Annotated in this window: 13 protein-coding genes; 6 read left to right on the top strand and 7 right to left on the bottom strand. The window is 35.6% G+C overall.

The annotated features are described in order from the left end of the window. Positions 1–60 precede the first annotated feature (60 nt). A complete protein-coding gene (locus KORDIASMS9_RS03635) occupies positions 61–303 on the top strand; it encodes a hypothetical protein (protein WP_162819747.1) in 243 nt (80 codons plus the stop codon). A 77-nt stretch (positions 304–380) separates the two neighbouring features. Here KORDIASMS9_RS03635 and KORDIASMS9_RS03630 read toward each other — a convergent pair whose 3' ends face one another. Both KORDIASMS9_RS03630 and mfd read right to left on the bottom strand, forming a co-directional pair. Next, a complete protein-coding gene (locus KORDIASMS9_RS03630) occupies positions 381–1706 on the bottom strand; it encodes a thioredoxin family protein (RefSeq protein ID WP_114901530.1) in 1326 nt (441 codons plus the stop codon). An 87-nt stretch (positions 1707–1793) separates the two neighbouring features. Beyond that, a complete protein-coding gene (mfd, locus tag KORDIASMS9_RS03625; RefSeq protein ID WP_114901529.1) occupies positions 1794–5135 on the bottom strand; it encodes a transcription-repair coupling factor in 3342 nt (1113 codons plus the stop codon). A gap of 195 nt (positions 5136–5330) precedes the next feature. On the opposite strand from mfd, the gene KORDIASMS9_RS03620 reads away from it, so the two are divergent. Continuing rightward, positions 5331–5798, top strand: coding sequence for a hypothetical protein (locus KORDIASMS9_RS03620; RefSeq protein ID WP_114901528.1), 468 nt, complete (start codon positions 5331–5333; stop codon positions 5796–5798). A 69-nt stretch (positions 5799–5867) separates the two neighbouring features. Next, positions 5868–6299 (top strand): TerB family tellurite resistance protein, encoded by a 432-nt coding sequence (locus tag KORDIASMS9_RS03615; RefSeq protein WP_114901527.1) that lies wholly within the window; start codon positions 5868–5870, stop codon positions 6297–6299. 159 nt (positions 6300–6458) lie between these two features. Here KORDIASMS9_RS03615 and KORDIASMS9_RS03610 read toward each other — a convergent pair whose 3' ends face one another. From KORDIASMS9_RS03610 to fbp, 5 genes are all read right to left on the bottom strand, one after another. After that, positions 6459–7994, bottom strand: coding sequence for an ATP-binding protein (locus KORDIASMS9_RS03610; RefSeq protein WP_114901526.1), 1536 nt, complete (start codon positions 7992–7994; stop codon positions 6459–6461). Positions 7995–7996: 2 nt separating this feature from the next. Then, entirely contained in the window at positions 7997–8491 is a 495-nt protein-coding gene (locus KORDIASMS9_RS03605) for a Rab family GTPase (RefSeq protein ID WP_114901525.1), read from the bottom strand. Then, positions 8475–9311, bottom strand: a complete 837-nt coding sequence (locus KORDIASMS9_RS03600) for a cell envelope biogenesis protein OmpA (RefSeq protein ID WP_114901524.1) — start codon at positions 9309–9311, stop codon at positions 8475–8477. Before KORDIASMS9_RS03600 ends, KORDIASMS9_RS03605 begins: the two co-directional genes overlap by 17 nt. A gap of 27 nt (positions 9312–9338) precedes the next feature. Next, positions 9339–9707, bottom strand: coding sequence for a fructose 1,6-bisphosphatase (locus KORDIASMS9_RS03595; RefSeq protein ID WP_205318029.1), 369 nt, complete (start codon positions 9705–9707; stop codon positions 9339–9341). 70 nt (positions 9708–9777) lie between these two features. After that, on the bottom strand, positions 9778–10782 hold the full coding sequence (gene fbp, locus KORDIASMS9_RS03590; protein ID WP_114901523.1) for a class 1 fructose-bisphosphatase: 1005 nt from the start codon (positions 10780–10782) through the stop codon (positions 9778–9780). A 111-nt stretch (positions 10783–10893) separates the two neighbouring features. Here fbp and KORDIASMS9_RS03585 point away from each other — a divergent pair, with 111 nt between their 5' ends. From KORDIASMS9_RS03585 to KORDIASMS9_RS03575, 3 genes are all read left to right on the top strand, one after another. Continuing rightward, a complete protein-coding gene (locus tag KORDIASMS9_RS03585) occupies positions 10894–11376 on the top strand; it encodes a GNAT family N-acetyltransferase (protein WP_114901522.1) in 483 nt (160 codons plus the stop codon). A gap of 239 nt (positions 11377–11615) precedes the next feature. Next, entirely contained in the window at positions 11616–12866 is a 1251-nt protein-coding gene (locus KORDIASMS9_RS03580) for an aspartate kinase (protein WP_114901521.1), read from the top strand. A gap of 55 nt (positions 12867–12921) precedes the next feature. Next, positions 12922–14727: a GNAT family N-acyltransferase gene (locus tag KORDIASMS9_RS03575; protein WP_114901520.1), complete on the top strand. Its 1806-nt coding sequence runs from the start codon at positions 12922–12924 to the stop codon at positions 14725–14727. Positions 14728–14750: the final 23 nt, after the last annotated feature.

Genomic DNA, 14750 nt, shown 5'->3' with positions numbered 1-14750 from the left:
TGGATATTATACTTGAATGCTTACATTTGATCACATTCAAAAATTTAAAAATTAGTAAAGATGAGAGAAAAGAAAAAATCACTAAAACTAAGAAAATTTAAAATTGCAAACCTACATTTAGGTAGGGTTTATGGAGGAGAATCAAACCCTTGTCAAGCAAATACGGGGGAAACTTCTCAGCACCAACCTTATGAAACTGATGACTGTTGTTCTCAAGATAACTCAACATGTTCATTGGGGCAAATGTTATCTGATAATCGAGTTGGTTGTATTGGAAATCCACCACCAACAACAGGTTGTTAAAGTAAATAGTTAGTTGAATAAAAAAGCAGAAAAGTAACTTCACTTTTCTGCTTTTTTTATGTCTTTTTTAAAAGAATCTATTCTTCCATATAAAACTCTTTCAATTCCTTTACATCATACGGCTTTCCAATGATACGCTTGTCTTTATCGAGTATGAAAAAAGTAGGCGTAGCACTTACATCATATAAATTTCCAATTTCATTATCCCACTTTTGTAAGCCCAACACATGAATGAAATCTGGATAAAACGAACTTTCATTTGCCCAACTTTCGCGTTCGTCTTCCAAACCAATAGCAATAACAGTAAATGTTCCTTTTTCCTTCGAATTGACAAAGGTTTTGAGTTTTGGCATTTCTGTCAAACAATGTGAACACATACTGCTCCAAAATACCACAATATAATTTTCTGCGGTATCTAACTCACTTAATTTGTGTGTTTTGTTGTCTTTAACCCATGAAAATTCAGGCGCAACTTGTCCAAAAGCCAAACGTTTATAAATGGCCAATTTTTCAACCAATGCAGTGTCATTCAATTGTTTGGCAAGTGGCAAAAGATATTCGTCACCTACATAAATGGCAATTTCCTGATTTTCTACCAACACCATTTGTTCCCACAATACAGAAAGTAATGTTTTCTGAAATTCCACCGGAACAACTTTTATTTTTTCTGCAATAGTCGCAATATTCTTTTTGTATTCTGTAATTAACTCTGATTTGGTTAACTCTTTCAATGGTAATGCGGTAAATACATAATTGGACATTTTATCCGCAATAAAATCTGAGTTCTGCAACACTGAATTGGAAAAATCAACGGGATCAAAATAATACGTTTTCATATGAGCCACCATAGTTTCTGGGGTTTCATAACTTGTTGGAATGTACGTGCGACTCGCTTTTATAAAGTGATACGCCAACATGCCTTCGGTAGCTTTTTCATATTCTTTTTGAAGCGTATCAATGGTGTTGAAAATATTCAAAAATGCTTCTTCGTCAGTATTCCCATTCATGTAAAAAGAATTTATCAATTGCTTCGCCTCTTTCATATTGGAAAAATAAGAAGTATAGGATTGATTCTCTTCGGAAGCGGTAAAATTCAGCGTTTCATCTGTCAAAGTAAACGCAATATCTTCTGTGTCGCTGTAGATAAAATCGAAATTCTTCTCGTCTTGCGGCAATCCATACACCAAACGATACATGCCTTTTTCAGCAGAAGACGCAAAGGTATAACTCATCTTTCCGTCCACAACTTTTCCATTACCTACATATTTTTGATGCGTGGTTTCTAGTTTATAAATAATAAACCATTTATAATCTTCAGCAGGTGAAAATGTGCCCGACATCACTTTTTGTGCTTGCATACACAAAGGAATCAAGAAGAGAATACAAAGTATTTTTTTTATCATAATGTTCTTTTTTTTAAGTCATTCAAATCTTCTCTGTAATCAAAAAGATGAACAAGTTCCCTATATTCAATAACTGCGCCAAAACCCTTACACGATTTTTTCTAACACATGCAACGCTTTCTTCGCTGAGGTAATCTGTTCAAAAGTAAGCAATAAACGCAAACCATTACGTGTTTGTTTTTCTTTCATCTTACAAAGTTTTGGATGTTGCTGTACAAATTGTAAAATTTTAGTAAAATTTGGACTTTGGTAAAATTCCGATTGTTGATCAGCAATAAAATACCCAATCATTTTCCCTTTTTTCATAATGATTTTCTCCAAGCCAAATTGTGTGGCAATCCATTTGATACGAACCGAATTTAACAACGCCACCGCAGGTTCAGGCAACGGACCAAATCTGTCAATCAATTCTTTTTCATAGGTTTGCAATTCCGCTTCCGTTTTCAGTTCGCTCAATTTGTTGTACAATACCAAACGTTCCGAAACGGTATTTATATAAGCATCAGGGAACAGCAATTCAAAATCACTATCAATCTGCGTTTCTTTGAGGAATACCTTATCTTTTTTATTTTCCTGCGTTTCATACAAGTCTTTAAACTCGTTTTCCTTCAATTCTTCAATGGTTTCATTCAAGATTTTTTGATAGGTATCAAAACCAATTTCGTTGATAAATCCGCTTTGCTCACCACCTAACAAATCACCAGCACCGCGAATTTCCAAATCTTTCATCGCAATATTAAATCCGCTTCCCAAGGTAGAAAATTGTACCAAGGCGTTAATTCGTTTCCGCGCATCTTGCGTCATCACAGAATCTGGTGGCGTAATGAAATAACAAAACGCTTTCTTATTGCTTCGACCGACACGACCACGCATCTGATGCAAATCGCTCAATCCAAAATTATTGGCGTTATTAATAAAAATCGTATTCGCATTTGGTACATCCAAACCACTTTCAACAATCGTGGTAGAAACCAACACATCAAACTCACCGTTCATAAAGGCAAGCATGAGTTTTTCCAGTTTCTTTCCTTCCATTTGTCCGTGCCCAATACCAATCTTTGCATCGGGTACCAAACGCTGAATCATTCCGGCAACTTCTTTAATATTTTCAATGCGGTTGTGAATAAAAAATACCTGTCCGCCACGCTGAATCTCATAACTCACTGCATCACGAATGGTTTCTTCTTGAAAACGAATTACGTGCGATTCAATCGGATAACGATTTGGCGGCGGTGTCGTAATGACGGATAAATCGCGCGCAGCCATCAAACTAAATTGTAAAGTTCGCGGAATTGGTGTCGCAGTCAACGTCAATGTATCCACATTTTCTTTGATGGTTTTGAGTTTATCTTTTACGGCAACGCCAAACTTTTGCTCTTCGTCCACAATCAGCAAACCTAAATCTTTAAATTTAACTGCTTTATTGACGAGTTGATGCGTTCCAATAACAATATCCACATTCCCATTTTCAAGTCCTGAAAGCACTGTATTTCGTTGTTTGGTGGATCGGAAACGATTCAAATAATCAACAGTAATTGGCATATCTTCCAAACGTTCGCTAAAGGTTTTAAAATGTTGAAATGCCAAAATGGTCGTTGGTACTAAAATAGCGACTTGTTTTCCGTTGTCCACTGCTTTAAACGCTGCACGAATGGCAACTTCTGTTTTTCCAAAACCAACATCACCACAAACGAGTCTGTCCATCGGACGTTCGCTTTCCATGTCTGCTTTTACATCTTGTGTCGCTTTCGATTGATCGGGTGTATCTTCATAAATAAACGAAGCTTCCAACTCATGTTGCAAATAGGTGTCTGGTCCGTACTGAATTCCTTTTTGCATGCGTCGTTTTGCATATAATTCAATTAAATTGTACGCAATATGCTTTACGCGTGCTTTGGTTTTTTGCTTGAGTTTTTTCCAAGCGCCAGAACCTAATTTGTACATTTTTGGCGGTTTTCCGTCTTTTCCGTTGTACTTTGAAATTTTATGTAAAGAGTGAATGCTCAAATACAGAATATCACGTTCGCCATAAATCAACTTGATCGCTTCTTGCTTTTTTCCTTCAACATCAATCTTTTTCAAGCCGCCAAACTTCCCAATTCCGTGATCAATATGTGTGACATAATCGCCCACTTCCAAATTGGTCAATTCTTTTAGTGTAATTGCTTGCTTTTTGGCATAGCCATTTTTCAAGTGAAACTTGTGATAACGCTCAAATATTTGATGATCAGCATAACAAAGAATTTTCTGCTGATGGTCAGCAAAACCTTGATAGAGAGGAAGCACCACCGTTTGGTAATGTACTTTTTGCGATACATCTTTAAAAATATCGTCAAAGCGTTTTGCTTGCTGTTCACTCGTGCAGGTAATATAATTGGTATATCCTTTTTCGTTGTTTTCGTCTAAATTTTCAATCAGTAAGTCAAATTGGCGATTGAAAGATGGTTGTGGCGTCGTATTAAAATTGATGAATGTGTCTGCTTTTAAGATCGGATTTGTGGTCAATTCCACCATCGTATAGTCCAAAAATTGACGCTGTAGTAGCTCTTTTGTACAGAATAATTCTTTAGGTGTGTTATGCTTAATGTCTTCGGACAATTCCGCGAAAGCGACCGTAGCTTTGCTAAATAATTTGTCCATTCTGCTTAACAATAACTCTGTATTTTTAGCGAAGACAATAGTTTTTCCTGGAATGTACTTTAAAAAACTTTCACGTGATTCTTGCAGGGCTTTATTTTCTACATTCGGAATGATGCTGATCTTTTTCACCTTCTCGGTAGAGAGTTGCGTTTCCACATCAAACGTACGCAAACTGTCTACATCATCGCCAAAAAACTCAATTCGGTACGGTTCGTCATTTGAAAACGAATATACATCCACAATTCCACCACGCACTGAAAATTCGCCAGGTTCTGTGACAAAATCAACGCGATTGAAGTTGTATTCAAACAAGGTTTCGTTGACAAAATCAATAGATAATTTATCGTTCAACGAAATTTTAAGCGTATTTTTTTCCAGTTCTTTTCGTGTGACTACTTTTTCAAACAGCGCATCGGGATAGGTTACAATTAACGAAGGTTTTCTGCGTGAATTAATTCGGTTTAACACCTCCGCGCGAAGCAATACATTGGCATTGTCCGTTTCTTCAATTTGATACGGTCTGCGGTAGCTTCCGGGATAAAAAAGCACATCTTTATCGTTGAGCAACTGCTCCAAGTCGTTCAGGTAATAGGCAGCTTCTTCCTTGTCATTTAATATAAAAAGAAAAGGCAGCTCGCTTTGTTTGAATGTTTCAGAAACCACAAACGAAACAGCGGAACCTGTCAATCCTTTTACATGTATTTTTTCTTGATTTTTGGCAATGGCTTGCCTCAATTTCCCAAGTTCGGGAGATTGTGAAAAATGCTGCGAGATTTTGGATTTACTCACGTAAATAAAAATTTTAGATGCAAATATACAGAACTCCTAAGAATCGGTAGAAAGTGAAGCCAATATTTTAAGCACTTATCACTATTTTATGCATGTGAATAAAACTTCACTTATCACTTTTTTTGATTCGAAATGATATTCGAAAAATATTTGTAGGAAATTTTCTTATATTTGATTTTTAAAACGGAATATGTTATGAGCTTTTTTAAACGTCTTTTTGGTACTTTTAATAAAGAAAGAAATCAACCTAAAGATACTGTGGATGCTGAAACATCTATACATGCACTCGATGATATTTATTGGAATTTTTCGGGTGAAAAATACAACGATGTTGCCACTTTTTCAAACGCATTAATTACCTATAACGACGATGTGAATCCAGAACATCAAATTGATGTTGATCGTATTTTTAGCAAAGCTACCAAAATCACTGTGCAATACGAATTTTGGGGAGAAGATGAAAATGGTGACGAAGATCAGTTTGAGGAAGATTTTACCATACAAACCCACAACAAAAGCGGTTTTTCCGTGAAAGAATTTCTTTTTCAAGTGCACAATCAAATTTGTGGACAGATGATGGAACAAGACGCTACTTTTTTTGAAGGTGTAACTTCTGTAAAAGAAGGAGAGCAACCGTATTTTATTTTGGATTTGGGAAGTTGAAAATTATAAAGCATCAGACTGTAAAAAAGACGATAGAATAATTATATTTGCAGGACAAAATATTAAGAAATGTCTATATCAAATTTATATTCAAGTGGATTTCGCAAAAGAAATCAAAGTCATTTTGCTGCGATTGTTCGCGTAGCGATGAGTGATGGTGTTATTACAGATGAAGAAAGAGCTTTTTTAGATAGAATGGCGCATCATTTAGATATCTCTGAGAGTGATTATAAAGAGATTTTAAAAGATTACAGATCGCATCCTATAAATCCACCAATTATGTATAGCGAACGTTTGAGTCGTTTGTTCGATTTGGCGCGTATGGTATTTGCAGATCAAGAATTAGGACCAAAACAAACGGTACTTTTAGAACGTTTGGGAATTGGGTTAGGTTTTTCTCCTGAAAACGTACCCTATATTGTACACAAAGCGTTATTACTTGTTAGCAAAGGTGTCGATTTAGACGATTTTAAAGATGAAATCAAAAATATGAATCGTTAATAAACGAACTATAAATTAGAGAGCCGAACTTGATATGAGTTCGGCTTTTTTATGTGTCGTTCCTGCAGCTTTTGCTGAACTTAATTCAGTAAAGGCAAAAATTTATTAAATAGCATAAAAGAGTAGATTCGGCATCAAGTGCGGAATGACAACTTAGGTCTATTTCAAATACTTATATATCTTCTTTAACAGCGTACTTTCGTCAAATGGTTTTTCAATGATGTCGGTCATGCCCATTTTTTTGTAACGTTTTTTGTCGGTATCGTATAAATTAGCTGTCAACGCTAAAATTGGAATGGTTTTGCAGTTTTGCACAGGAAGTGAACGAATCATTTTTGTGAGTTCGTCTCCGTGTGTTCCTGGCATGCGAATGTCCATCAAAATTAAGTCGTATTCATTGTGAATTACACTTTCAATTACATCTTCGCCATTCGTGATAATATCTAAAAAGAAATTCCCTTCTTGCGCTAGAATTTTTAAGACCGCCATTTGCGCTAATTCTGAATCTTCTGCAAGTAGTATATTGTATTTTTCTTTGGATAAAAAGTTTTTCTTTTCAATTTCCGATTTCTTATCTAAAGAGGTCTGTTCTTGATTGATCGGATATTTTAAATTCATGTTAATTTTAAAAGTAGAACCGACACCTTCTTCACTTTCTACGGTCATTTTTCCTTCCATCAATTCCACCAAACCTTTAACAATAGATAAACCCAAACCTGTTCCTTTGAATTTTTGTGAATCGTTGAGTTGTGTGAAACTGTTGAAAATTAAATCTATTTTTTCAGCTGGGATTCCAATTCCTGTATCTTGTACGCTTAGGTTGATATTCACTTTACGTGCTCTTTTTTGATTGGCTTTGATGGCAAACATTACGTTGCCAGAAGTGGTAAACTTCAATGCATTTTCAATCAAATTTTCAAAAACTTGTTTGAGGCGTGTTTTATCAGCTTCAATATATTTTGGAATTTTCTCGTCAAAATCAACTTCAAACGCTATATTTTTTTGCTTGGCTTTTACGGTGTAGGTAAACTCCAACATTTCAATAAGTTCGTGAAAGTTGAACAATTCTTCATTCAACGCCAATTTTCCAACTTCAATTTTAGAAACTTCTAAAATATCGCCAATCATATTTTTTAAATGATCTCCAGAAGATTTAATGACCTCTACAAAATCTTGCTGCGCTAATGTCATGTCTGTTTTTTCCAACACCGAACAAAAGGCAGTAATTCCCGTTAACGGATTGCGCAATTCGTGACTAAAATTAGCAATAAACGTATTTTTAAAGTCTTCTTTTTCTTTGAGATATTTATTCTGTAGCTCTAAAATTTGCGAATTGATCACCGATTCATTACGGCTCTGCGCTACTTCTTGATAGTAGTTGTAATGATCGGAAAAATCGTGAATTATCACTAACGAAGGTTGATCGGCAGCAAAGGTTTTAAACTCAATATCGCAGGTATATTCTTTTTGATCTTTTCTTTCTAAATGGATACATGTAAATTTAATATCATTGTCTTCCTCTGTATCAAAATACGCGGAAAGTCCTTCAAAAAATGCACTCACAGAACTCAGTGAATCTCCTTTCTTTAACGAAAAAAGAACATTGTCGCTTTCCAATACATTTCCGGATTTGTCAATAGTTATAAACTGTGTTCTAGGATGAAAATAAGTTCCTCTGTACGTTTCTAACATCATAATTATTTCACAAGTTCTTTAGCCAGTGTAATGAACATGTCGTTTACTTTATCACCTGTTTTTGCACTTGTAAAAAAGTCAGGCGTCACACCAAACATGTCTTTGTTCTCTTTTAAATATGTTTTTGTTACCAAATCTACTTTATTTCCCACAACTTTTAGTGGCGTATTAGCATATTGGTTGGTTAGGTAGGTAATGTCGTTCTTTAAATTCTCAAAGGTCGCAGGTCGTGTTACATCAAATACGTAAATAAAACCATGTGTTCCTAACAAATAGGAAGCTCTAGTTTTTTTAATATCGTCGTATCCTTCCAAATCCCAAATAATTAGTGAAACCATTTCATCAGGTGAAATTTCCACTTCTTTCTTCAAGATGTGAACTCCAATCGTTACTTTATAATCGGTGGAAAATGTATTTTCAACAAATTGTCGAATCAACGAAGATTTTCCGACACCAAAGTGACCTAATAGAATTATTTTTTTAGAAGCTTTCTTCATTCGTACTAAAGTAGAATTCTAATTCGTTAGTAATATCTTCTTCTTTAATTTGATTTAAATCATCAAATAAATTTAAGAAGTTGTCCGTAAAATTAAAGATTATATCTTGTATTTTGTTCTTAAAGATAAGATTATATTCTCCAGAAATAGCAACTGCCACGTAAAAAGATACAAAACTTTGAATATGAATATGATACAATTCGTACTCAATCAGTTCAAGATTTTGACTTTTTCCCTGAAAAGCATCTTCCACAAAACTTTTAATCGCCGTCAGCATGCCCGACACCATATCTTTGTCAATGGTTTCTTCTTTTGCATATTGCCCGATGAGCATGCCCGAATTTTTTTCAATGACCAATACTTGCTCTACTTTCGAAATTTTGTTCAATTCGCTCAACAATAATTCTTCTTCACGCACGCCGCCAAACCATGATCTAAATTTTCGCTTCCAACTATTTGCCGAAAAACTATCTTCCAATTGTTGGTTGATGCGTTCTGTAAGTAAGCTAATTTCTTGTGAAATATACTTCTTAATCATTTTACCCATAATCGGATACAACGCTTCCACCACTTGATCTTTGGAGTTTTTTATCTGTTCGGCTAAAGCTTCTGTAATGGTAGGTCCGAGTGTTTCAGGAATTTCGTCAATAAACTCCTCTAAGCGTTCGTCAATAATTGGATCAACCTTGTCGGAAAGTTTCTTTTGCTCGTTAATAATGTCTTCGAGCGCTTTAATTTTTTTATGTATAGACTCCGCATACGCACGATCATCCGTGAGTAATAAATCTTTCAATAACGATAATTTATCAGCTTCCGTCATAAATACACATAAAAGATATGAGGTGGTTTACTCTTTTCCTATCTTTTCTCCAAGATTGATAAGTAATTGACCTAATTGCCTGCGATCTACTTTTTTCTCGTCTAAATCGTCTAACTTATTTTCGATATTCGCTTCCAATTCCGTAATACGAATATTCAAGTCTGTACTTAAATTGTCAATATTTTGAATCAATTCAGAACGCACTTCCTCAATCAAGTTTTCAAGTGCTTTCTTTTTGGAAAGAATATCATTTTTGATATTGTCAAACTCAGAATTATATTCTTGAATATTTTCTCCAAAAATTAAATTCTTAATTGCTTCAATCTTTGTAGAAGGATCTGTAATGCTCGGATTTGCTTGATCAGCATCGTTGGTATTTTCTCCTTTTGTAGCCATGTATGTAGAAGTGTTTTAGTGTTCTCAGGTTTAACAAAAGTAACAAATTTTGTGAAAGCGAGTAACTTTCCTACGAGTTCTTCATAAACTGCTTGGCTTTTTCTACCATTTTACGACTGCCACAAAAAATTGGAACACGTTGATGCAACTCTGTAGGTTTAACATCCATGATGCGCTGAAAACCATCGGAAGCTAGGCCGTTCGCTTGTTCCGCTAAAAAAGCCATCGGATTGCACTCGTACAACAATCGTAGTTTTCCGTCAGGTGCTTTCGAAGTTTGTGGATATATATAAATACCGCCTTTGATCAAGTTTCTATGAAAATCTGAGACCAGCGAACCAATGTAACGCGACGTATACGGACGATCTTCTTCTTCCTTTTGACAATATTTAATATAATCTTTCACACCTTGCGGGAAATGTGCATAATTCCCTTCATTGATAGAATAAATGCGTCCCGTTTCTGGAAATTGCATGTTTGGATGCGATAAATAAAACGTTCCAATCGCAGGATTTAAGGTAAAACCATTGACACCGTGCCCCGTGGTGTATACCAACATGGTAGACGTTCCGTAGATGACATACCCTGCCGCCACTTGCTTATTTCCTTCTTGTAGAAAATCATCAATCGTAACAGGTGTTCCCACAGGAGTCACTCTTCGGTATACCGAAAAAATAGTTCCCACAGAAACATTTACATCTATATTAGAAGAACCATCTAGGGGATCAATCAGTACGACATATTTATTTTGATTGTTCTCGTCCAAACTATTAATTGCGATAAAATCATCGTTCTCTTCCGAGCCAATTCCACAAACAATATTTCGGTTGCTCATGGTTTGAATAAACTTTTCATTGGCGTATACATCTAGCTTTTGCTGGTCTTCACCTTGAATATTGGTGTCACCAGCCGCGCCGATAATATCTACCAATCCAGCCTTATTCACTTCATGATTCACCACTTTTGCCGCAAGTCGTATGGAATTGATCAATCGGGAAAGCTCTCCAGAAGAATATTTGAATTCAGCTTGATTTTCAATAATAAACTCTCCTAAAGTTTGATTTTTTTTCGCCATGTTGTATACTTTGTTTCTTAGATCACAAATATCGGTAATTTTGTAAAACTATAACGTTTTCGTAAAAATTATAATATTTCCCTTGTTACCTTTGTGTAAATTTTAAAATATATGAACTATTCCATCCGAAAAGCCGTTGCTACAGATGTAGCTGCTATTTTCCGACTGATTAATGAGTTGGCAATCTTTGAAAAAGAAGCTGATGCTGTCATCATTACGCCCGACGATTTACGAAAAGATGGTTTTGAAGCACATCCTAAATTTCATTGTTTTGTAGCAGAAACCGCTGAAGAAGTACTAGGAATTGCGCTGGTGTACATGCGCTATTCTACTTGGAAAGGCGAAGTATTGCATTTAGAAGATTTAATTGTAAGCGAAAAAGCGCGCGGCAAAGGAATTGGTGGCAATTTGTTACGGGAAGTCATTAAATTTGGCAACGAATTGGGCGTTAAACGCATTAGTTGGGAAGTGCTAGATTGGAACACGCCAGCGATTGATTTTTACGAACACATCGGAGCAAACGTTATGCGCGATTGGCATGTGGTACAATTGGATGAACGCGGTATTGGAAAGTATTTGGAAAGTAAGATGTGAGATGTTAGTATTGAGTATTGAGATGTTTGAAACGTCTTTGCGAGGCGATAGCCGAAGCAATCTGTTTCTTTTGTAGTGTGCTGTTTAATTTGAAAATTCAGTAATTATGAATACAACTCGTCACTTCTAGTGAAATTTTAGTATAAAATTTTGTATCGAGAAGTACTTTGAAAATATAATTGATCTAAAAAATAAAACTGATTCCCGCCTGCGCGGGAACAACAAAATAAAATTTTGTTATGAAAATATTCAAATTTGGTGGAGCGTCTGTAAAAGATGCGAATGGTGTTAAAAACTTGGTCAATGTCTTGCAACAAGTTGGTTATGACAATACACTTATCGTAGTTTCTGCAATGGGAAAAACTACAAACGCTATTGAAGTGGTCATCAAAAACTACATTGAAGAAAGCAAAGAATTACAAGCGTCTATTCAAGAAATTGCCAAATATCACAATGAAATTCTGTTGGATTTATTTCCAAACGAACAGCATCCGATTTTTGGAAAAGTAACCCGGTTTTTTGAAGAAATGCAAGGCTTTTTAGGACGAAACAAATCGCCAGATTACAACTATGTGTACGATCAATTGGTGTCGTTTGGAGAATTAATTTCCACCACCATCGTGAGTGCGTATTTAAACAGTATTTCCATTGAAAATACTTGGCTTGATACGCGCGAAATGATCAAAACCGATACAAATTACCGTGATGCGAAAGTCAATTGGGAAGCGACGCAGGAAAACATCAAGCAGAAAGTAAATCGCAATAAGCTCAACATTACACAAGGATTTATAGGAAGCGATCCCAATAACTTTACCACAACGCTCGGTCGTGAAGGTTCCGATTACACAGCGGCCATTTTTGCGTATTGTTTAAATGCAGAAAGTGTTACCATTTGGAAAGATGTTCCTGGTGTGTTAAATGCCGATCCGCGTTATTTTGAAAATGCGCAATTGTTACACAATATTTCTTATCGGGAAGCAATTGAGTTGGCATTTTACGGCGCATCGGTCATTCATCCAAAAACATTACAACCTTTACAACGCAAGGAAATCCCGTTGTTTGTAAAGTCGTTCCTAAACCCAAAAGTAGATGGAACTGCGGTGGCAAAAGGTTCGGGAATTAACCCAAATGTTCCGTGTTTTATCGTGAAAAAGAATCAAGTATTGATATCACTTTCGTCGTTAGATTTCTCTTTTATTGTAGAAAATAACATCAGTGAAATCTTCAAATTACTACACGATTGCAAGATGAAAGTAGACGTAATTCAAAACTCTGCCATTAGTTTTTCGGTATGTGTGGATAATAAGTTTAATAAATTAGAAAAATTGCTCAAAACGCTGCGTTCAAAATTCAAAGTTACACATCATGAAAATGTGTCGTTGTATACCATCCGACACTTTACAGAATCAGCGATTGAGGGTTTACAGAAAGACAAAGAAATTCTGTTAGAACAGCGCGCCGATCAAACGATTCAGCTAGTTGTGAAATAAATGACTTTAATTAAGGTTGTTTTCCTATATTTGTAATTCGCCTTAAAGTAAATATATGGGATTGGTAACTGCTAAAGAAGTTGCAAAAGCTGTCAAATTAGATAAATATGGCTTTATCGGAACCTTCGTAGGTTGGGTTTTGATGAAAGTATTGCGCATATCTGATGTGAACAAAATTTATGACAAACATAAACATCTTGATGATTTAGAATTTCTAAATGCGCTATTAGATGAGTATAAGATTAAATTTGAAATTCCAGAGGAAGATTTGAAACGTCTTCCCAAAGATGGTGCGTATGTAACCATTTCCAATCATCCACTTGGTGGAATTGACGGAATTTTGTTGCTAAAACTTATGGTAGAGCAACGGCCAGACTACAAAATCATTGCAAATTTCCTATTACATCGCGTAGATCCATTAAAACCCTACGTAATGCCTGTGAATCCTTTTGAAGATCACAAAGGCGTCAAATCAAGTTTGGCAGGTTTCAAACAATCTATCATGCACTTGCGCGAAGGAAAACCATTAGGTATTTTTCCAGCAGGAGAAGTTTCAACCTATAAAGACGGGAAATTAATTGTAGACAAACCTTGGGAAGAAGCTGCCATGAAATTGGTGCAAAAAGCCAAAGTTCCTGTCGTACCAATCTACTTTCACGCAAAAAATAGTCGCTTCTTTTACAGACTTGCAAGAATTAGTGACACGTTCAGAACAGCAAAATTGCCATCAGAACTATTAACTCAAAAAAATAGAGTCATTAAAGTGCGAATTGGAAAGCCAATTTCCGTAAAAGCACAAAATGAACATGAGAGCTTGGCAGATTTTACAGAGTTTCTTCGCAAAAAAACATACATGTTATCCAACACGTATGAAAAGCAAAACTTGTTGAGTAAAGTACCAACATCTTTAAAAATTCCAAAATCACCAAAGCAAATTATTACGCCAGTTTCTGCGGAAGTCATTCAAAAAGAAGTTGAAAGTCTATCTAAAAAACACCATTTGCTCACGAGTAAAAACTATCAAGTATTTTTAGCAGAAGCTTCCGAAATACCGAATGTATTACGCGAAATGGGAAGACTTCGTGAAATTACGTTTCGTGAAATTGGGGAAGGAACCAACAAAGCGATTGATTTAGATAAATTTGACTACTACTATCATCACATGTTTTTGTGGGATAGCGTAGCAAAAAAACTTGCAGGTGCATACCGAATGGGCTTAGGAAGTCAGATTTATGCAAACTACGGTATTGATGGTTTTTATCTGCAAGACTTATTCCGTTTTGAACCAGAATTACACAAAATGATGAGTCAATCCATTGAAATGGGACGCGCATTCATCATCAAAGAATATCAGCAAAAACCAATGCCATTATTTTTATTGTGGAAAGGAATTGTACACACAACCTTGCGTCATCCAGAACACAAATATCTTATTGGTGGCGTAAGTATCAGTAACAAGTTTTCAAACTTCTCCAAATCATTGATGATTGAGTTTATGAAATCGCATTACTACGATCCATACATTGCGCAATACATTCACCCTAAAAAAGAATTCAAAGTCAAACTGAAAGATGCTGACAAAGACTTTATTTTCGATGAAACGGAAGCTGATTTAAACAAGTTCGATAAAATCATTGACGAAATAGAACCAGGAAGTTTGCGTATGCCAGTACTGATCAAAAAATATGTAAAGCAAAATGCAAAAGTCATTGCGTTCAACGTAGATCCGTTGTTCAATAATGCGGTTGATGGTTTAATGTACATTCGCATTGCGGATCTTCCAGAAAGTACGGTAAAACCTGTCATGGAAGAATTTCAAGCCGAACTAGAACGAAGACTCACTGATAACGAAGAGGAATAGTTTTTTCCTTGCTTCTTATCACA

This window comes from Kordia sp. SMS9 (assembly GCF_003352465.1).
Lineage (GTDB): Bacteria > Bacteroidota > Bacteroidia > Flavobacteriales > Flavobacteriaceae > Kordia.
This window is presented reverse-complemented; position numbering and strand designations above follow the sequence as displayed.

Bases quoted from the DNA above. Each gene is read 5' to 3' on its own strand.
- KORDIASMS9_RS03635 (WP_162819747.1), top strand. From the start codon at position 61: ATGAGAGAAAAGAAAAAATCACTAAAACTAAGAAAATTTAAAATTGCA.
- KORDIASMS9_RS03630 (WP_114901530.1), bottom strand. From the start codon at position 1,706: ATGATAAAAAAAATACTTTGTATTCTCTTCTTGATTCCTTTGTGTATG.
- KORDIASMS9_RS03620 (WP_114901528.1), top strand. From the start codon at position 5,331: ATGAGCTTTTTTAAACGTCTTTTTGGTACTTTTAATAAAGAAAGAAAT.
- KORDIASMS9_RS03615 (WP_114901527.1), top strand. From the start codon at position 5,868: ATGTCTATATCAAATTTATATTCAAGTGGATTTCGCAAAAGAAATCAA.
- KORDIASMS9_RS03610 (WP_114901526.1), bottom strand. From the start codon at position 7,994: ATGATGTTAGAAACGTACAGAGGAACTTATTTTCATCCTAGAACACAG.
- KORDIASMS9_RS03605 (WP_114901525.1), bottom strand. From the start codon at position 8,491: ATGAAGAAAGCTTCTAAAAAAATAATTCTATTAGGTCACTTTGGTGTC.
- KORDIASMS9_RS03600 (WP_114901524.1), bottom strand. From the start codon at position 9,311: ATGACGGAAGCTGATAAATTATCGTTATTGAAAGATTTATTACTCACG.
- KORDIASMS9_RS03595 (WP_205318029.1), bottom strand. From the start codon at position 9,707: ATGGCTACAAAAGGAGAAAATACCAACGATGCTGATCAAGCAAATCCG.
- fbp (WP_114901523.1), bottom strand. From the start codon at position 10,782: ATGGCGAAAAAAAATCAAACTTTAGGAGAGTTTATTATTGAAAATCAA.
- KORDIASMS9_RS03585 (WP_114901522.1), top strand. From the start codon at position 10,894: ATGAACTATTCCATCCGAAAAGCCGTTGCTACAGATGTAGCTGCTATT.
- KORDIASMS9_RS03580 (WP_114901521.1), top strand. From the start codon at position 11,616: ATGAAAATATTCAAATTTGGTGGAGCGTCTGTAAAAGATGCGAATGGT.
- KORDIASMS9_RS03575 (WP_114901520.1), top strand. From the start codon at position 12,922: ATGGGATTGGTAACTGCTAAAGAAGTTGCAAAAGCTGTCAAATTAGAT.